We start from the raw sequence: 16,388 nt of genomic DNA, 5'->3' as shown, positions 1-16,388 counted from the left end.
CATCGGCTCATCAGTAGCAGGCTCTCCTCCGTTTCCGCCCGATCGCCCGGTCAACGCGGGCTGCCGGGCCCGACGGAGCATCGGGGGATGCAGATGACAAGCGCTCCGCACCTGCTGGCCGAGGACGGTCCCGAGTACGCGCGGATCCTGGGCGACGCACTGCGTCACGCCCACGACCGCCCGGACCTGGAGGGCGTCGGTGACCGGCTCAACACCGAACAGCTGCGCACGATGGCGCTCGACGCCACGGCGCTGATCACCGCGGCCGCGGCCACCGAGTACGAGCACTACGTGAAGGCCCGTGCCGAGCGGCGCGCCGCCGGAGCCACGGTCCAGGAGGGCGAGAGTTACGCGGACGGCTCGGGAGCGGCCGGTCCGGGCGCCGGCATAGGAGCGGTCCTCACGGTCCTGACGCCGCTGCTCGCGGGCACCGCCGCCGTGATCTTCCTGCTCGTCGGCTATCTGCTGGAGGCGGTCAGTCCTTCGGTCGCCTTCGGCACCACCATGGTCGCGGCCGGGTGGTTCTTCGCGGCCGTCGCCGCCGCGGCCATCCTGGTCGCCGCCGTGGGACTGCTCGTCACCGCCCTGCGCAACGGCTCGACCTCACTGGCCGCCGAGGACGAGGAGCAGGGGCTGCCGGAGGAGGTCGCCCGGGCCAGGGAGGCCTGGCGGCACGCCCTGCTGGAGCGCGGCATCCTGCCGTTCCTCCGGGACGCCCTGGCCGACCCGACCGCGGGCCCCGCCGCCCGGACCCCGCACCCCTCGCCCAACCGCATCCCGAAGATCGGCTACAGCAGGCCGGACTTCTCCGGCCCGGAGGACGGCCCGTCGGCGGGCCCCCGGCCCACCTTCACGAGCCCCGACTTCACCAGCCCGGACTTCGGCGGCCCCGAACATCGCCCGGAGTAAGGCCCGAGGGTTCCGCAAACGCCACAGGCCGGGGCGGCAAGTGCCGCGCCCGGCCTGTGTGATGCTCCGGCCGATGCCGGAGCGAGTGGTTCAGCCCACCTGCGGAGCAAGCTTCGGGTTGGTGCCGTACTGGTTCGGCTCCTGCTTGCCCTCCGAGGCGAGGAAGACGATCAGGACGATGAAGCCGACCAGCGGGATGATCGCGATGAGGAGCCACCAGCCGGTGCGGCTCGTGTCGTGCAGGCGGCGCACGCTGACCGCGAGCGTCGGGACGAGGATCGCGACGGCGTAGATGTAGGACAGGAAGTCCGCGCCGATCAGGCCACCGATGATCGACAGCACCAGGCTGATCACGAAGCTGATGAGCGTGAACATCCAGTACTCCTTGCGGCGCGCGCGCCCGCTGAAGCCTGCGTAGTTCTTGAGTACTGCCAGGTACCAGTCCATGGTGTTTCCCTCCCCGGGCCCCCCGTGCGAGGGCCGCCAAAATTCAGCCAAGCAAGCCGGAAAGTAAGCCACAGATAAGGAACAGGTCAAGCCCAGTTGACGCAACTGCGAAACGTACATCCAGCTGCCACACGACTGTGTCCATACTGTCGCCTGACAAGGGGTCGAACCACGCCAGAAGGTGTTCAAACGATCAAGAGGCCCATAAGGGACGGAGTCTGGCGGTACGTTCATCGTCGTGCAGCACCGCGCAGCACGGCTTCCGTGCCGCCTCGTGATCGAATACCCGCTGGCGCCCGTCTGGTTGCACGGATAGCGTCGGCCCCTCATCGACATCTGTCCGGGGGGACGCATGCAACCGCGCGGGACACGGCTGACGGCTACAGCCGCAGGAGCAGTCATAGGGCTGTTCCTCGCTTCGGGGTGCGCCCCGGCGCAGGACCCGAAGTCTGCCGCCGAAGCACCGTCCACCACCCCTTCGGCCGAGGCCCCGGCGAGGCCCCTGACGATGGCCCAGCTCAAGAGCGTCGCGTTCAAGGAGGGGGAGGTCCCGCAGGCACGCGAGCCCCTCGCGGTACAGGAACCCCTGCCGGAAGGAAGCGGACGCTCCTTCCCTCCCGTCTCCGTACCCGCCTGCCAGACCCTCATCGATGTCCGCAACAGCGAGGCGTCATTCGCTCGTGTCTTCCAGCACTTCAACTGGAAGGAGAACATCATGGGCGGCGGCTCGACCCTCGCCTCCTACGAGGACGGCCAGGCCGAACAGCGCTTCGCGGAACTCAAGCGGGCCCTCGCCACCTGCCGTCGCTACGAAGGCGAGGGATACGTCGGGCCGTTCGAGGCGACGGTGACGACGCAGGCATCACCGGAGTACGGCGAAGAGGCGGTGACCTTCCGCGAGATCGTCCCCATGGGCCCGGAGTACGGCGGCGACCGCAACGAGCAGTTCGTCGTGGTCCGCACAGGGAACACCATCGCCACCTTCTCCGAGCTCAGCATAGGCAAGGACCTCTTCTTCCCCCCAGAGGTGATCACCCGGCAGGTGGAGCGACTGCGGAACGCTCAACGCCCCTGACCACAGACACCTACGGCCGGCCGGCCCCCGTGGGCGCCGACCGGCCGTAGGTGGCAGGTCAGTCGGCGATCGGCAGGTAGACCCGGTTGCCCGCGGCCGCGAACTCCTTCGACTTCTCGGCCATGCCCTCCTCGATCTCCTCCTGCGAACCACCGTGCTGACGCCGGATGTCCTGGGAGATCTTCATCGAGCAGAACTTCGGCCCGCACATCGAGCAGAAGTGCGCCGTCTTCGCCGGTTCGGCGGGCAGCGTCTCGTCGTGGAACTCCCGGGCCGTATCCGGGTCGAGGGCCAGATTGAACTGGTCCTCCCACCGGAACTCGAACCGGGCGTCGGACAGCGCGTCGTCCCACTCCTGCGCGCCCGGGTGCCCCTTGGCCAGGTCGGCCGCGTGTGCAGCGATCTTGTAGGTGATGACGCCGGTCTTCACATCGTCCCGGTTGGGCAGCCCCAGGTGCTCCTTGGGCGTGACGTAGCAGAGCATCGCCGTACCCCACCAGGCGATCATCGCGGCGCCGATGCCCGAGGTGATGTGGTCGTAGGCGGGCGCGACGTCCGTGGTCAGCGGGCCGAGCGTGTAGAACGGCGCCTCCTCGCAGATCTCCTGCTGGAGGTCGATGTTCTCCTTGATCTTGTGCATCGGGACGTGCCCGGGGCCCTCGATCATCGTCTGGACGCCGAACCGCTTGGCGATCGTGTTCAGTTCGCCCAGCGTGCGCAGCTCGGCGAACTGCGCCTCGTCGTTGGCGTCGGCGATCGAACCGGGGCGCAGCCCGTCACCGAGGGAGTAGGTGACGTCGTACGTCGCGAGGATCTCGCAGAGCTCCTCGAAGTGCTCGTAGAGGAACGACTCCTTATGGTGCGCCAGGCACCAGGCCGCCATGATCGAGCCGCCGCGCGAGACGATGCCGGTCTTGCGGCGGGCCGTCAGCGGCACGTACGGCAGGCGCACTCCGGCGTGCACCGTCATGTAGTCCACGCCCTGCTCGGCCTGCTCGATGACGGTGTCCTTGTAGATCTCCCAGGTCAGCTCCTCGGCCCGGCCGTCCACCTTCTCCAGCGCCTGGTAGAGCGGGACGGTGCCGATCGGCACGGGGGAGTTGCGCAGCACCCACTCGCGGGTGGTGTGGATGTTGCGGCCGGTGGACAGGTCCATGACCGTGTCGGCGCCCCATTTGGTCGCCCAGGTCATCTTGTCCACCTCCTCCTCGATGGAGGAGGTGACGGCCGAGTTGCCGATGTTGGCGTTGACCTTCACCAGGAACCGCTTGCCGATGATCATCGGCTCGATCTCGGGGTGGTTGACGTTGACCGGCAGCACGGCCCGGCCCGCCGCGATCTCCTCGCGGACGACTTCGGCCTCGACGTTCTCCCGGATCGCGACGTACTCCATCTCCGGGGTGATCTCCCCCCGCCGGGCGTACGCGAGCTGGGTGACGGGACGTCCGTCGCGGCTGCGGCGCGGCTGGCGCGGGCGGCCGGGGAAGACGGCGTCGAGGTTGCGCAGTCCGCCCCGCGGCGAGGTGTGCTTGAGCCCGTCGTCCTCGGGGCGGACCGGGCGGCCCGCGTACTCCTCGGTGTCGCCGCGGGCGATGATCCAGTTCTCCCGCAGGGGCGCGAGGCCCCGGCGGACATCGGTGTCGATCCCGGGATCGGTGTACGGCCCCGACGTGTCGTACAGCGTCACGTCCTTGCCGTTGGTGAGGTGCACCTGTCGGACCGGCACCCGGAGGTCCGGGCGCGAGCCCTGGACGTACCCCTTGTGCCAGCCGATGGACTTCCCGGCCTCGTCGTTCGGAGTGCCGTCCGGCGTTCCGTCGTTCTGCTTCGAGGCAGGCGTGCGTGCGTCCGCTGTGGTCATGAGACCTACTCCCTACGCCGGCATTACCCGGTAACAGGTTCGGCGGTCGGCGCAGCGTGTCCCGTACGGAAGTACGGCGGTCAGCGCCCTCTCAGCCCGGTGCTCCGAGCTCCCGCGTGTGCAAAGGTGCCTCCACGCTAGCGTCCTTTCCGGCGAGCTGACCAGAGGGCCCTCCCCTTCTTGCGATGATCGCCCCGTGACCTCCCCCCAAAGCGACCCCGCACCCCAGCCGCCGCCCCAGGGCCACAGCCACGGCCACACGCACAGCCACGGGCCCGCCGCCCCGGTCTCCAAGCACCTGCGCAAGGTCATCGCCGCCGTCGTGATCCCGTTCGCCACGGCGGTGGTCGTCGGCCTGATCGCGTTCTGGCCCGGCGGCGTCCCCGACCACGAGCGCACCGGCGTCGGATTCGACCGGCAGACCCAGGACGGCAAGGTCGTCCAGGTCGTCCGGGTCGACTGCGCCGACGTCAACGCCGCGCAGGTCCCCCCCACCGGTGACACCTCCACTCCCTCGGGCCGGGAAGCCGTGAACGAGCAGGAGGGGGAGTGCAAGAAGGCGACCATCGAGGTGACCAGCGGCGACGACAAGGGCCGCAAGTTCGTCGAAGTGGTCCAGCCGGACGCGCCCCGGCAGCTGAAGGAGGGTCAGGGCGTGGTCGTGGCGTACGCCCCCGACGCGCCCCGCGACCTCCAGTACTCCGTCACCGATGTGAACCGCAAGGTCCCGATGACGCTGCTGGCCGCGATCTTCGCCCTGGCGGTGGTCGCTGTGGGCCGGCTGCGCGGGGTGATGGCGCTGGTGGCGCTGGCCGTCTCGTTCGCCGTACTGACCCTGTTCATCCTGCCGGCGATCCTGCAGGGATCGAACCCGCTGGTGGTGGCGGTGATCGGGGCCAGCGCCATCATGCTGGCGGCGCTCTACCTGTGCCACGGGGTGACGGCCCGTACCTCCGTCGCGGTCGTCGGCACGCTGATCTCACTGCTGCTGATCGGGCTGCTCGGCTCCCTCTTCATCGGCTGGGCGAGCCTCAGCGGCAACACCGACGACAACACCGGTCTCATCCACGGTCTTTACCCGGACATCGACATGAGCGGTCTGCTGCTGGCCGGCATCATCATCGGATCGCTCGGTGTGCTCGACGATGTGACGGTCACCCAGACCTCCGCCGTCTGGGAACTGCACCAGGCGGACCCGCAGATGGGTTGGCGCGGGCTGTACCGGGCAGGTATCCGCATCGGACGGGACCACATCGCCTCGGTCGTGAACACCCTGGTGCTGGCGTACGCGGGCGCGGCGCTGCCGCTCCTGCTGCTCTTCTCCATCGCGCAGAGCAGTGTGGGGACGGTGGCCAACAGCGAGTTGGTCGCCGAGGAGATCGTCCGGACGCTGGTCGGTTCGATCGGTCTGGTCGCCTCGGTGCCGGTGACGACGGTGCTCGCCGCGCTGGTGGTCTCCGCGGACCGCCCGGGCGCCCGCACCTCCTCGTCCACGGCCGCCGCCCCCGCACGGACCGGCAGGGGCCGCCGCCGTAAGGCGTGAGGCGGAGAGGCGCGGGGCAGGGGTGCAGGGGCCGCTCAGCCCGCGTTCTGCTCCTCGGCGAGGATGCGGCCGAGCGCCTCCTCCAGGTTCCCGTCGAAGTCACCCAGCGTGTGCTCCTGACCGAGGGGCACCAGTTTGTCGGTCCGGTCGAGAAACGCCACCAGCGGTGCCGTACCGGCCCGGAACAGCGCGCGGTCCGCGCCGACCTGAAGACGGATGTGCACATCGCCGAGGCCCTCGGGTTCGGTCGGCCCGATGTGCACATCGCCGTCACCGCTGGGGCTGTTGAGCCCGTCCAGCAGCAGCTCACGACCGAATGCCCAGGTCACAGGGGCATCGCCGGGCAGATGGAACGTCATCCGGATGGCGTAGGGATCAGCCACCTCGTACCGGAGCTCCACCGGAATACGGAACGAGAGCTCCTCGGAGACGAGGAAGCTCATCATGACCTCTGCTTGAACCGACTCGCGCATCGTTCAACCCCGCAGTAGATGAAACTGGCCAGGAATGATCCCCCATGGCCCTATTGACGCCATCGTGGTGCACGCGATAGCAGATCACAAGGAGTGATTTTTCAGATACTGATAGAGAACACGAACGAACGCAAGAGGCTCGCCACTTCGCCACGTAGCTGTTCGACTGCGGGAAGTAACCGTTCTTCCCGGTCCAGGGGTACGGAAATGGCCATCGCCGCAATGGTGGCACCGGCTGTGACGGGAATGGCGGCGCAGACGGTCCCCAGTGCGTACTCCTGGCGTTCGATGACCGGTTCACCCCGGCGCAACGTCCGCAGCCGCTCCAGAAGAGCCGCGCGATCTCGCACTGAGTAACGAGTGAGGGGCCGTACGGGGTGCCGGTCGAGGTGATCCTCGCGGTCCTTCTCGTCGAGCTGGCCGAGAAGGCACTGCCCGATCGCATGCGCGTGCCCGGTCTCCCGGAAGGAGGCCCACTCGTCCACCGCGGGGGCGTCGGGGGCGTCCGCGACCGCGATGAGCTCGATCTCGCCCTCGCGGTAGACGGCGCAGTACACCGGGACCCCGATGGCGTCCCGCCAGTGCGCGAGGGAATCGGTGACGGTGGAGGGACGGCTCCTCGACCCGCGGGCGGCGGTCAGGTTCTCGGCGGCCGCGCCGAAGAGGAAGACGCCGTTCTCCCGGCGGAGATAGCCCTCATGGGTGAGGGTGCGCAGCAGGTGGTACGCGGTGGGCAGCGGTAGGCCCGCTTCACGTGCGAGTTGCTTGGCGGGCGCCCCGTCCCTATGGGTGCCCACAGCCTCCAGCAGCCTCAACGCCCGCTGAACCGAACCGATCAACGTCGGGACAGCGGTGCTCGATGCCGTGGTCAAAGGTCACCCCCAGGCATGGTGACGGGCCGTCAGCCCACCCGTGGAGGCCGCCCCCACGGGACTGCCGCACCAACGACCGGGCTGTCGTACAAACCACTGGTCACTCGGTCGGTTCGGTGACAGAAGGTCACATTCCAGAGGGCGGCAGCGTTATGTCACTGTATCGGCCGCCCCTGGCAGGAGGGGGTTTTCCTTCTGGACTTAGCTCAGCTGGGCTAATCCGCAGGCCTGTGCGCACCCCCGCACCGCACCGGCCCGCGGGGCCTCCGCTACCAGTCGCCGCGCGAGGACGACGAGGAGGTGAACTTGCGTACGACGAAGATCAGACCGCCGACCAGCACGACGAAGACCAGCGCCTTGAAGAGGAGGCTGATCACGAAGCCGACCACGCTGGCGATCAGCCCGCCGAACACGAAGATCGCGATGACGGGCACCGCGATCCACTTCACCCACCAGGGCATCCCCGCGTATATCTCCCGCACGGCCATCGCCATCTACCTCGTCTCTCTGGGTTGCTGCCTCGATGCTAAGGGCGCGGGGGAGCCCGGCGGGGGCCTCGCAGCCCTTGAAGACCCCTGATCGAACCCTTAGGGAACCCGGGGTTCAGCCCTCCGGCGGGGAGAAGACGACCATCACGCGCAGGTCCTCGGTGATGTGGTGGAACTTGTGGGCCACTCCGGCCGGCACATAGACGACGCTCCCCCGGCCGACCTGCGTGGTCTCCATCCCGACCGTGATCGAAGCCCGGCCGCTGACGACGAAGTAGACCTCGTCCTGTTGGTGCGGCTGCTGCGGGTCGAGCGCGCCCGCGTCCAGGGCGTACAGGCCGACGGACATGTTCCGCTCCCGCACGAACTGCAGGTAGGCGCCGTCGTTGGCGGCCCGTTCCGCCTCCAGCTCGTCCAGTCTGAATGCTTTCATGGCCCGTCCGCCCCTTGTGACCCGTGCTACCGGTTCCGCGTGCGCTGTCGGTGTCCACCACCGATCATGTCTGCCACGATCAGACACATGAAGAATTTCGTAGTCAAGACGATCGCCAACGCGGGTGCGCTGGCCGTGGCCATCTGGCTGATCGGGAACATCACGCTGGAGGGCGGCTCCACCGGCCGCAAGGTCCTCACCCTGATACTGGTCGCGCTGATCTTCGGCGTGGTGAACTTCCTGGTCAAGCCGGTGGTCCAGCTCCTGACGTTCCCGCTGTTCATCCTGACGCTGGGGCTGATCACCCTGGTGGTCAACGCCCTGATGCTGATGCTGACCTCCTGGCTGGCCGGCGTCTTCGATCTCAGCTTCCACGTCGAGGGCTTCTGGACCGCCGTGCTCGGTGGCCTGATCATCTCGGTCGTCTCCTGGGCCCTCAACATGGTCCTGCCGGACGAGGGCTGACCCCGGCCCTCCCGGACCACCTGACTACTTACGGAGCAGCATGAGCACCATGGGCGACGGAACGCGCGCGGTACGCGCCGGACTTCCCGAACCGGAGCAGTACGAGCCGACCCTGCCCGGTCCGGTCTTCGCCGCGCACTTCCACCTCTCCGGCGAGCCGGTGGGTCCCTACACGTACGGCCGGGACACCAACCCGACCTGGACCCATCTGGAGCGGGCCATCGGCGAGCTGGAGGCGCCCGGCGAGGAGGTGAGCACGACGGTCTTCGCCTCCGGTATGGCGGCGATCACCGCCGTACTGCTCTCCCAGGTCCGCACGGGCGACACCGTGGTGCTGCCGGACGACGGCTACCAGGCGCTGCCGCTCGTACGGGAGCAGCTGACGGCTTTCGGCGTCGAGGTCAAGACCGCGCCGACCGGCGGCGACGCCCAGCTGGCACTCCTTGAGGGGGCGAAGCTGCTGTGGATCGAGAGCCCGTCCAACCCGGGGCTGGACGTCTGCGACATCCGTCGGCTGGTGGCGGCGGCGCACGAGGCGGGTGTGCTGGTCGCCGTCGACAACACCCTGGCCACCCCGATCGGCCAGCGCCCGCTGGAGCTCGGCGCGGACTTCTCGGTGGCCAGTGACACCAAGGGCATGACCGGGCACGGCGACATCCTGCTGGGCCATGTCACCTGCCGTGATCCTCTGCTGACCGCCGACGTACGGCGCTGGCGCAAGGTCGTCGGGGCCATCCCGGGCCCGATGGAGGCCTGGCTCGCCCACCGTTCGCTCGCCACGCTCCAGCTGCGCATCGACCGGCAGTGCACCACGGCTCTGGCCCTCGCCGAGGTGCTGGCCGGGCGGGCCGAGGTCACCGGGCTGCGGTATCCCGGACTGCCCGCCGACCCGTCGTACGGGGTCGCCGTGCGCCAGATGCGGCGCTTCGGTTCGGTGGTGTCGTTCGAGCTGGCCGACCGGGAGACGGCGGAGCGCTTCCTCGCCGCGCTGCGGCTGGTCGACGACGCGACGAGTTTCGGCGGTGTACGTTCCACCGCCGAGCGCCGGGGCCGTTGGGGCGGTGACGCCGTGCCGGAGGGCTTCATCCGCTTCTCGGTCGGCGCGGAGGACCCGGAGGACCTGCTGGCGGACGTCGAGCGGGCGCTGGACGAAGCGGTCGGGCGGGCTGGGGGAGTTTCAGACGGGTCCGCGCGGGCCACTCTCTTGCCATGACCGAACGTCCTGTGGTCAAGCGCACCGCACGCGCCATCCTGCTCGACGGCGACGACCTCGTCCTCATCAAGCGCACCAAACCGGGGGTCGATCCCTACTGGCTCACGCCCGGCGGCGGGGTCGAGCCGGAGGACGCCACGGTCGTCGAAGCCCTGCACCGCGAGGTCGACGAGGAGCTCGGCGCCAAGATCGTCGATGTGGTGCCCTGCTTCGTCGACACCGTCGAGCACATCGCGGACGGCGGTGTGACGGGGGTGAAGGTCCAGCACTTCTTCGTCTGCCGGCTCGCGTCGATGGACGTCACCCAGCGGCACGGACCGGAGATCGACGAGCCGTGCGGGGAGTACGAGATCGTCCGGGTGCCGTTCAGCCGGGTCGGGATCGCCGCCGTGCACCTCGTACCGCTCTCCCTGCGCCACTATCTGGACGGCAACATCGAGGGCGTACGGGCGATGCACGCCCCCGACCTGAGCTGACAACCCCCGGGTGTGTGGCCCCCGCGCGCGGCTGTGCTCCATGTTTCACGTGAAACCGAGTGGCCGAACAGCTTCGGTTCTCGGCCAGTTCCGGGAAACCGGTGGACGGGCGATCATCGCGTCGGACAGCCTGACCCCATGCACAGCCGATCACCCCTGCCCCTCGTCGACCTGCCCGTACGGCGCCTCACGCGGGGAGACCTGGTCTCCTGCGCCGACCTCAGCGAGGACCGGGGCTGGCCACGCGACGAGCACCGATGGGGGCTGCTCCTCTCCGCCGGTACGGGGTACGGCATCGCGGAACCCAAGGGGAAGGGCCTGGTGGCGGCCTGTGTGGTGACGTCGTACGGGCCCCGCCTGGCAGCCGTCGGCATGCTCCTCGTCGCCGAACGCCACGCCCGGCAGGGGATCGCCCGGCGGCTCATGCGCCATGTGATGGAGGAAGCCGGGTCCACCCCGCTCGCGCTGTACGCCACACCTCAGGGACAGCGCCTCTACGAGGAGCTCGGCTTCGCCCATGTGGGCCGGACCGAGCGGGTCCGCGGCCGGTTCCGTGCGGAGGCCCTGGGCTCGGCGGTGGCCACACGTCCGGCCGCCGCGGACGATCTGCAGGCGATGGTCCGGCTCGACCTGCCGGTCTTCGGTATCGACCGCACGCACATCATCGCCCGGCTCCCGGCCTTCTCCGACCGGCTCCAGGTCGCCGAGGAGAACGGCGAGCTGACCGGTTACGCGGCCCTCTGGCCGAGCGGCGAGGCCCACGTCGTCGGTCCGCTGGTCGCCCGGGACACCACCACCGCAAAGGCCCTCGTCACCGCGCTGGCCGCCACGACGGACCGGCCGCTGCGGACCGATGTCGACGCACGCCATGAGGAGTTGCTCGGCTGGCTGGTGGAGCGCGGCCTCGAGCCGGGCTCCCGGACCGCGGTGATGACGTACGGCATTGCGGAGCTGCCGGGCGACGCGACCCGCAGGTTCGCCCCGCTCACCGTAGCGACGGGCTGACGCACGGCAGCCGCACCGCCGGGTGGGCGGTGCGGCTGTGCTGTGGTGCGGCTCCTCCGCCTCAGACGAGGGAGGCCGCCGCGGCAGCCGCGAACCCGTGGTCCTGCTCGGGAGCCCCGCCGCCGACCCCGATGGCGCCGATCAGACGGCCGTCGCGGTGCAGGGGGATGCCGCCGGCGATGAAGAGCAGCGGGCGGTCGAGTGCGGTCGGCAGGGTGTGGAAGAGCCCGCCGGGCTGCACGGCGTCGACCAGGTCCGCGGTGGGGGCGTCGAGCTGCAGAGCGGTGAACGCCTTACGGGTGCTGGTCTCTCCGGCGATGAGGACCGCCCGGTCGTCGCGCCGGAAGGCCAGCAGGTGGCCGCCCGCGTCCACGACGCTCACGGCGACGGCGACACCGGCCTCCTCGGCGGCGCTGCGGGCCGCCCCGACGAGGGCCTCGGCGTCCTGGATGGTCAGCGGGGCGACAGCGGTGGTGGTGCTCATGGAACTGCTCCTGTTCGGTGCGTGGTGGGGCGGGGTGTGGGGATGGTCGGTGGGGGGCTCGGTGCCGGGCCCTGAGGGGCCCGGTGAGGCTCAGTGCCGGGCCGTGGCGGCGACCGGCTCGGGGGTGCTTCCGGCGACGCTCCCGCCTGTGGCACGGGAGGTCCGGCGCTCCAGCAGGCTGGAGACCACGGCCAGGACCAGGGCGGACGCGGCGAGGACCGCGCCGACCCAGTTGGGGGCGGTGTAGCCGAGACCGGCGGCGATCACGAGGCCGCCGAGCCAGGCGGAGAGGGCGTTGCCGAGGTTGAAGGCCCCGATGTTGACGGCGGAGGCCAGGGTCGGAGCTCCTGCCGCCTGGTCGAGGACCCGCTTCTGCAGCGGGGGCACGGTCGCGAAGCCCAGGGCGCCGATCAGGACGATCGTGACGGCCGCGGCGACCTTGTTGTGGGCGGTCACGGTGAACAGGCCGAGGACAACGGCGAGCGCGCCCAGCGAGACGTACAGCATCGGCATCAGATGGCGGTCGGCGAACCTTCCGCCGACCAGGTTGCCGCCCACCATGCCGAGGCCGAAGAGGACCAGCAGCCAGGTGACGGACGAGGCCGAGTAGCCGGCGATCTCGGTCATCATCGGGGTGATGTAGGTGATCGCGGCGAAGACTCCGCCGAAGCCCAGGACGGTCATGGCCATCGCGAGCAGGACCTGGACGTTGCGGAACGCGGCCAGCTCGTGGCGGATGCGTACGCCTTCGGGCTTGGGCTGCTCGGGGATGAGCTTCGCGACTCCGAGGAGCCCGATCACGCCGAGGAGGGCGACGATGACGAACGTGGTGCGCCAGCCGGCGGACTGTCCGATGTAGGTGCCGAGCGGAACGCCGACGACATTGGCGACCGTGAGGCCGGTGAACATCATGGCAATGGCTCCGGCCTTCTTCTGCGGGGCGACCAGATCGGCCGCGACCACCGAGCCGATGCCGAAGAAGGCACCGTGCGCGAGGGAGGCGATCACCCGCCCGGCGAGCATGACGCCGAAGACGGGGGCGAGGGCGGACACCAGGTTGCCGACGATGAAGAGCCCCATCAGGAGCATCAGCATCCGCTTACGGGTGACCCGGGTACCCAGCAGGGTCATCAGCGGGGCACCGAGGACGACCCCGAGCGCGTAGCCGGTCACCAGGAAGCCTGCGGTCGGGATCGAGACCTGGAAGTCCGCGGCAACCTCGGGGAGCAACCCCATGATCACGAACTCGGTCGTCCCGATCCCGAATGCCCCGATGGCCAGGGCGAGGAGCGCGAGCGGCATGGGTTTCACCTTCCCTGAAGATTGCGTCTGCGCCTTACGAGCGTTCACAATAATTGCAGGCGCGGGCTAAATGCAAGCGCGGGCTATTGCAGGCGTCCCCTATCCTGGAACCACGCAGCTCCCGCACGGAGGAGAGACCATGACCGCGACCGACCCCGCCCTGACCGCCCTGGCCCAGGGTTGGTGCGCCCTCTCCCTGCTCCACGGGAAGATCGAGTCCCGCATCGAGCGATCCCTCCAGGCGGGCCACGGGCTCAGCGCACGCGAGTACTCGCTGCTGGACGTGTTGAGCCGGCAGCACAGCGGCCCCGGCGGCCATCTCCAGATGAAGCAGGTCGCCGACGCGGTGGTGCTCAGTCAGAGCGCCACCACCCGGCTGGTCACGAGGCTGGAGGACCGCGGGCTACTGACCCGGTATCTGTGCGACACCGATCGGCGGGGCATCTACACCGATGTCACCGAGGCCGGTCTCACCCTGCTCGCGGAGGCCCGGCCGACCAACGACAGCGCCCTGCGGGCGGCGCTGGACGAGGCGTCGGACAACCCCGAGCTCGCTCCCCTGGTCCGGGCGGTCGAAGAGCTGAAGGTCGCGGTCTGACAGGGGCGGGCCGGTACTCTGCCGCTCATGAGCGATCTTGAGATACGTCCCGTCGTCGAGACCGACCTGGACGCCGTGGTGGCCATGCTGGCCGACGACCCTCTCGGCGCGCAGCGCGAGTCGCCGGACGACCTCACCCCGTACCGGGCCGCGCTCCGGCGGCTGGCCGACGACCGGAATCAGCACGTCGTCGTGGCCGTCCGCGAGGACCGCGTGGTCGGGACCCTCCAGCTGACCGTGGTCCCCGGGCTGTCCCGGCAGGGCGCCACGCGCTCGATCATCGAGGCCGTGCGCATCCACGCCGACGAGCGGGGCAGCGGGCTCGGTACACAGCTGATCCAGTGGGCGGTGGACGAATCCCGCCGCCAGGACTGCCAGTTGGTGCAGCTGACCTCGGATGTCACCCGCGAGGACGCGCACCGGTTCTACGAGCGGCTCGGATTCACGGCAAGCCACGTGGGCTTCAAGCTCGCTCTCTGACCGACAACGGCCGGTGGGGTGGGTGTTTCACGTGAAACACCCACCCCACCGGCCGTCACAGCTCAGGCATCAGCCGCCGAGCCCCCTCCACCCTGCCGGGTCCAGCCCACCGGGAACATCCGCTCCCGCCTCATAGGGCTCACGGGTGAAGGTGAACGAGCCGAGGTCGAGGTGGTCGACCGAGCCGTCGTCCCGGCGTACGACCCGGAGGGTCTCCCCCGTGTAGTAGTCGTGCAGGCCCGTCCAGGTGCCGTCCGGCCGGGGGACGAAGGACGCTCCGCGACCGGTGCCGCCCAGCGGCCTGAGTTCCAGCCCCCGGCCACCGGTCAGCCTCAGCGTGAACGTGTGGGTCCCCCAGTGCCAGATCCCGGTCAGGGCCAGCAGCTCCTCGTCTGCCTCGGGCAGCGGGCGCCAGGGCTCGGGGATCCGCGGTTCCGCGTCGGCGACGATGCTCAGGAGTTCGGCGGCCACCGTGCCGGCGGGCAGCCCCGAGGTGGCGTTGGCGAGGGCGACCGCCGCGACGTCGTCGTCCTCGCTGAACCACAGGCCGGCGACGAATCCGGGCAGCGAACCCGCGTGCCCGAAGAGGACGCGGCTGTCGGTCTTCACGACCTGGAGGCCGAGACCGTAGGAATTGCCTCCGCCCTCCGCGGCGGGCGAGGCGGGCGTCCTCATCTCCCGTACGGAAGCGGCCGACAGAACCCGGTCGTCGCCCTTCGCCAGGAACCCGGCGAACCGCAACAGGTCGGCGGCGGTCGACCACAGCTGACCGGCCGGCGCCATCAGTCCGAGATCCTCGGCCGGCTCGCTCACCACCACATCGGCCCAGGGGTGCACGGCCCAGCCCTCCGCGTACGGAGCGACCGGCCCGGCCGTCGTACGGTGCATGCCCAGCGGCTCCAGGATCTCGCGACGCAGGGCCTCCTCCCAGGAGACCCCGCGTACCGCTTCGATCAGCGAACCGAGCAGGGTGTAGCCCGGGTTGGAGTAGTGGAAGCGGCGGCCTGCCGGGTGCATCTGCGGCTGCTCGCCGAGCACATCGGCGAGCTCCGGCCGCAGGGATCCCGGGGTCCGCTCCCACCAGGGGGCGGGCGCCTCGGCACCGAGCCCCGAACTGTGGCCGAGCAGCTGGAAGACGGTCGCACCGCCCGCTCCGGTGCCGGAGAGGTGCTTCTCCAACTGGTCGTCCAGGTCGATCAGCCCCTCGTCGCGCAGCCGTAGGACCAGAACCGCGGTGAACGTCTTGGTGATCGAGCCGATCCGGTACTGCGTATCGGCGTCCGGGGCTGGCCCCTCCAGACCCGTACGGCCCCCGCTCCAGACGATCCGGCCCTCCCGCCGCACGGCAGCCGCGAGGGAGGGCGCCCGGCCCTCGCGCTGTGCGGTGGCAACGCGATGGAGGAGGGTTCGCCGGGTGCCGGGGAGCAGTTCTTCACTGGGAGAAGTCATGGTCAACCCATACCCGACGGGCTGCCGCCTGACGAGGGGATTACCGGGCAGGAAGACCGCTCCTGGAGCAGCTCCCGCCCAGGCTCAGCGCTTCCGGCTGTACGTCCGCACCAGAACCCCGTTCTCGAACGTACGGACCTTCTCCAGCGTGAACTCGTCGGCGGCGAAACCGGATCCGAACATCGGCATCCCGGAGCCGTACACCAGCGGATAGGTCTTGATCACGAGCTCGTCGATCTCGTCGATCAGCTCCCCGGCCAGCTGGGATCCGCCGCAGAGCCAGATACCCAGTCCGCTCTCCTCCGCCTTGAGCGCCCTGACCCTGCCGACCAGATCCTCCGAGATCAGCTCCACGTTCGGGTCCGGCGCTTCGGTGAGCGTCCGGGAGGCGACGAACTCGCGCATATGGCCGTACGGGCTCGGCAGCCCCATGTCCAGGGCCAGCTGATAGCTGGCCCGCCCCTGGACCACGGTGTCGAACCGCTGGTTCACCAGATCGTGGAGCCCGAGGATCCTGCGACCCTCGGCCGAGATGGTCTCCGGGTACTCCTCCTTGAGGAAGGCGAGGAACTCCTCGTTCACGAAGGCCATCATGGTCTCGGCATCACCCTGCGGGTCACCGATGAAGCCGTCGATCGAACAGGCGATGAAGTACGTGAGCTTGCGCATGTGTTCCCCGTTCCACGTGCCGACGCGGGCCCGACGGCCCAGGACGAGGCGGCGGCCGCATCACGATGACGACGGCCGCAACCACGTCACTTATAGTGCTTCAGGTGTAGTGGTTCTGCAAGCCGCTTTTACGCAAGCCTCTTTTC

Annotated in this window: 19 protein-coding genes; 9 read left to right on the top strand and 10 right to left on the bottom strand. The window is 69.6% G+C overall.

Going from position 1 to position 16,388, the window contains the following annotated elements:
* The first annotated feature begins 87 nt into the window (after positions 1-87).
* Positions 88-909, top strand: coding sequence for a hypothetical protein (locus IE264_RS07820; protein WP_032755835.1), 822 nt, complete (start codon positions 88-90; stop codon positions 907-909).
* Between the two features lie 90 nt (positions 910-999).
* Here the strand turns inward: IE264_RS07820 and IE264_RS07815 are convergent, their stop codons facing one another.
* Positions 1,000-1,356: a DUF805 domain-containing protein gene (locus IE264_RS07815; protein WP_015609887.1), complete on the bottom strand. Its 357-nt coding sequence runs from the start codon at positions 1,354-1,356 to the stop codon at positions 1,000-1,002.
* A 508-nt stretch (positions 1,357-1,864) separates the two neighbouring features.
* Here IE264_RS07815 and IE264_RS07810 point away from each other — a divergent pair.
* Positions 1,865-2,431 (top strand): hypothetical protein, encoded by a 567-nt coding sequence (locus IE264_RS07810; protein ID WP_229887437.1) that lies wholly within the window; start codon positions 1,865-1,867, stop codon positions 2,429-2,431.
* A gap of 58 nt (positions 2,432-2,489) precedes the next feature.
* On the opposite strand, the gene thiC is transcribed toward IE264_RS07810, so the two are convergent.
* Positions 2,490-4,292 carry a phosphomethylpyrimidine synthase ThiC gene (thiC, locus tag IE264_RS07805; protein ID WP_032755836.1) on the bottom strand — a complete coding sequence of 601 codons (1,803 nt, stop codon included), beginning with the start codon at positions 4,290-4,292 and terminating at the stop codon, positions 2,490-2,492.
* A 196-nt stretch (positions 4,293-4,488) separates the two neighbouring features.
* On the opposite strand from thiC, the gene IE264_RS07800 reads away from it, so the two are divergent.
* Positions 4,489-5,835 (top strand): YibE/F family protein, encoded by a 1,347-nt coding sequence (locus IE264_RS07800; RefSeq protein ID WP_032755838.1) that lies wholly within the window; start codon positions 4,489-4,491, stop codon positions 5,833-5,835.
* Positions 5,836-5,870: 35 nt separating this feature from the next.
* Here IE264_RS07800 and IE264_RS07795 read toward each other — a convergent pair whose 3' ends face one another.
* The 4 genes from IE264_RS07795 to IE264_RS07780 form a co-directional block, all read right to left on the bottom strand.
* Positions 5,871-6,308 (bottom strand): SsgA family sporulation/cell division regulator, encoded by a 438-nt coding sequence (locus IE264_RS07795; RefSeq protein WP_015609883.1) that lies wholly within the window; start codon positions 6,306-6,308, stop codon positions 5,871-5,873.
* 101 nt (positions 6,309-6,409) lie between these two features.
* The gene (locus IE264_RS07790; RefSeq protein ID WP_015609882.1) at positions 6,410-7,180 is read right to left on the bottom strand and encodes an IclR family transcriptional regulator; all 771 of its coding nucleotides are present in this window, start codon (positions 7,178-7,180) and stop codon (positions 6,410-6,412) included.
* A 269-nt stretch (positions 7,181-7,449) separates the two neighbouring features.
* Positions 7,450-7,662: a DUF5326 family protein gene (locus IE264_RS07785; protein ID WP_032756174.1), complete on the bottom strand. Its 213-nt coding sequence runs from the start codon at positions 7,660-7,662 to the stop codon at positions 7,450-7,452.
* 121 nt (positions 7,663-7,783) lie between these two features.
* Positions 7,784-8,101 (bottom strand): cupin domain-containing protein, encoded by a 318-nt coding sequence (locus tag IE264_RS07780; protein WP_015609880.1) that lies wholly within the window; start codon positions 8,099-8,101, stop codon positions 7,784-7,786.
* A gap of 87 nt (positions 8,102-8,188) precedes the next feature.
* Here IE264_RS07780 and IE264_RS07775 point away from each other — a divergent pair, with 87 nt between their 5' ends.
* The 4 genes from IE264_RS07775 (at position 8,189) to IE264_RS07760 (ending at position 11,260) form a co-directional block, all read left to right on the top strand.
* Positions 8,189-8,566 carry a phage holin family protein gene (locus IE264_RS07775; RefSeq protein ID WP_015609879.1) on the top strand — a complete coding sequence of 126 codons (378 nt, stop codon included), beginning with the start codon at positions 8,189-8,191 and terminating at the stop codon, positions 8,564-8,566.
* Positions 8,567-8,606: 40 nt separating this feature from the next.
* A complete protein-coding gene (locus IE264_RS07770; protein WP_032755839.1) occupies positions 8,607-9,779 on the top strand; it encodes a cystathionine gamma-lyase in 1,173 nt (390 codons plus the stop codon).
* Positions 9,776-10,255: an NUDIX domain-containing protein gene (locus IE264_RS07765; RefSeq protein ID WP_031122564.1), complete on the top strand. Its 480-nt coding sequence runs from the start codon at positions 9,776-9,778 to the stop codon at positions 10,253-10,255. Before IE264_RS07770 ends, IE264_RS07765 begins: the two co-directional genes overlap by 4 nt.
* A gap of 138 nt (positions 10,256-10,393) precedes the next feature.
* Positions 10,394-11,260, top strand: a complete 867-nt coding sequence (locus IE264_RS07760; protein ID WP_032755840.1) for a GNAT family N-acetyltransferase — start codon at positions 10,394-10,396, stop codon at positions 11,258-11,260.
* Between the two features lie 61 nt (positions 11,261-11,321).
* Here IE264_RS07760 and IE264_RS07755 read toward each other — a convergent pair whose 3' ends face one another.
* Positions 11,322-11,744 carry a GlcG/HbpS family heme-binding protein gene (locus IE264_RS07755; protein ID WP_015609875.1) on the bottom strand — a complete coding sequence of 141 codons (423 nt, stop codon included), beginning with the start codon at positions 11,742-11,744 and terminating at the stop codon, positions 11,322-11,324.
* Positions 11,745-11,834: 90 nt separating this feature from the next.
* Positions 11,835-13,046, bottom strand: a complete 1,212-nt coding sequence (locus IE264_RS07750) for an MFS transporter (RefSeq protein ID WP_032755842.1) — start codon at positions 13,044-13,046, stop codon at positions 11,835-11,837.
* 139 nt (positions 13,047-13,185) lie between these two features.
* On the opposite strand from IE264_RS07750, the gene IE264_RS07745 reads away from it, so the two are divergent.
* Both IE264_RS07745 and IE264_RS07740 read left to right on the top strand, forming a co-directional pair.
* Positions 13,186-13,644: a MarR family winged helix-turn-helix transcriptional regulator gene (locus IE264_RS07745; RefSeq protein ID WP_015609873.1), complete on the top strand. Its 459-nt coding sequence runs from the start codon at positions 13,186-13,188 to the stop codon at positions 13,642-13,644.
* A gap of 27 nt (positions 13,645-13,671) precedes the next feature.
* Complete coding sequence (locus IE264_RS07740) at positions 13,672-14,124, top strand: GNAT family N-acetyltransferase (protein ID WP_032755843.1); 453 nt, start codon at positions 13,672-13,674, stop codon at positions 14,122-14,124.
* Positions 14,125-14,193: 69 nt separating this feature from the next.
* Here the strand turns inward: IE264_RS07740 and IE264_RS07735 are convergent, their stop codons facing one another.
* Together IE264_RS07735 and IE264_RS07730 are read right to left on the bottom strand one after the other, a co-directional pair.
* A complete protein-coding gene (locus IE264_RS07735) occupies positions 14,194-15,573 on the bottom strand; it encodes a serine hydrolase domain-containing protein (protein WP_032755844.1) in 1,380 nt (459 codons plus the stop codon).
* 84 nt (positions 15,574-15,657) lie between these two features.
* Positions 15,658-16,242, bottom strand: a complete 585-nt coding sequence (locus IE264_RS07730) for a dihydrofolate reductase family protein (RefSeq protein WP_015609870.1) — start codon at positions 16,240-16,242, stop codon at positions 15,658-15,660.
* Between the last annotated feature and the right edge of the window lie 146 nt (positions 16,243-16,388).

Source organism: Streptomyces microflavus, assembly GCF_014650075.1.
GTDB classification, from domain to species: domain Bacteria; phylum Actinomycetota; class Actinomycetes; order Streptomycetales; family Streptomycetaceae; genus Streptomyces; species Streptomyces microflavus.
The sequence above is the reverse complement of the archived record's forward strand: the minus strand, read 5'-3'. Positions and strand labels throughout refer to the sequence as shown.

Excerpts from the sequence above, each read along its gene's own strand:
- IE264_RS07820 (WP_032755835.1), top strand. The coding sequence starts at position 88 with ATGCAGATGACAAGCGCTCCGCACCTGCTGGCCGAGGACGGTCCCGAG.
- IE264_RS07815 (WP_015609887.1), bottom strand. The coding sequence starts at position 1,356 with ATGGACTGGTACCTGGCAGTACTCAAGAACTACGCAGGCTTCAGCGGG.
- IE264_RS07810 (WP_229887437.1), top strand. The coding sequence starts at position 1,865 with ATGGCCCAGCTCAAGAGCGTCGCGTTCAAGGAGGGGGAGGTCCCGCAG.
- thiC (WP_032755836.1), bottom strand. The coding sequence starts at position 4,292 with ATGACCACAGCGGACGCACGCACGCCTGCCTCGAAGCAGAACGACGGA.
- IE264_RS07795 (WP_015609883.1), bottom strand. The coding sequence starts at position 6,308 with ATGCGCGAGTCGGTTCAAGCAGAGGTCATGATGAGCTTCCTCGTCTCC.
- IE264_RS07780 (WP_015609880.1), bottom strand. The coding sequence starts at position 8,101 with ATGAAAGCATTCAGACTGGACGAGCTGGAGGCGGAACGGGCCGCCAAC.
- IE264_RS07775 (WP_015609879.1), top strand. The coding sequence starts at position 8,189 with ATGAAGAATTTCGTAGTCAAGACGATCGCCAACGCGGGTGCGCTGGCC.
- IE264_RS07770 (WP_032755839.1), top strand. The coding sequence starts at position 8,607 with ATGAGCACCATGGGCGACGGAACGCGCGCGGTACGCGCCGGACTTCCC.
- IE264_RS07765 (WP_031122564.1), top strand. The coding sequence starts at position 9,776 with ATGACCGAACGTCCTGTGGTCAAGCGCACCGCACGCGCCATCCTGCTC.
- IE264_RS07760 (WP_032755840.1), top strand. The coding sequence starts at position 10,394 with ATGCACAGCCGATCACCCCTGCCCCTCGTCGACCTGCCCGTACGGCGC.
- IE264_RS07755 (WP_015609875.1), bottom strand. The coding sequence starts at position 11,744 with ATGAGCACCACCACCGCTGTCGCCCCGCTGACCATCCAGGACGCCGAG.
- IE264_RS07750 (WP_032755842.1), bottom strand. The coding sequence starts at position 13,046 with ATGCCGCTCGCGCTCCTCGCCCTGGCCATCGGGGCATTCGGGATCGGG.
- IE264_RS07745 (WP_015609873.1), top strand. The coding sequence starts at position 13,186 with ATGACCGCGACCGACCCCGCCCTGACCGCCCTGGCCCAGGGTTGGTGC.
- IE264_RS07740 (WP_032755843.1), top strand. The coding sequence starts at position 13,672 with ATGAGCGATCTTGAGATACGTCCCGTCGTCGAGACCGACCTGGACGCC.
- IE264_RS07735 (WP_032755844.1), bottom strand. The coding sequence starts at position 15,573 with ATGACTTCTCCCAGTGAAGAACTGCTCCCCGGCACCCGGCGAACCCTC.
- IE264_RS07730 (WP_015609870.1), bottom strand. The coding sequence starts at position 16,242 with ATGCGCAAGCTCACGTACTTCATCGCCTGTTCGATCGACGGCTTCATC.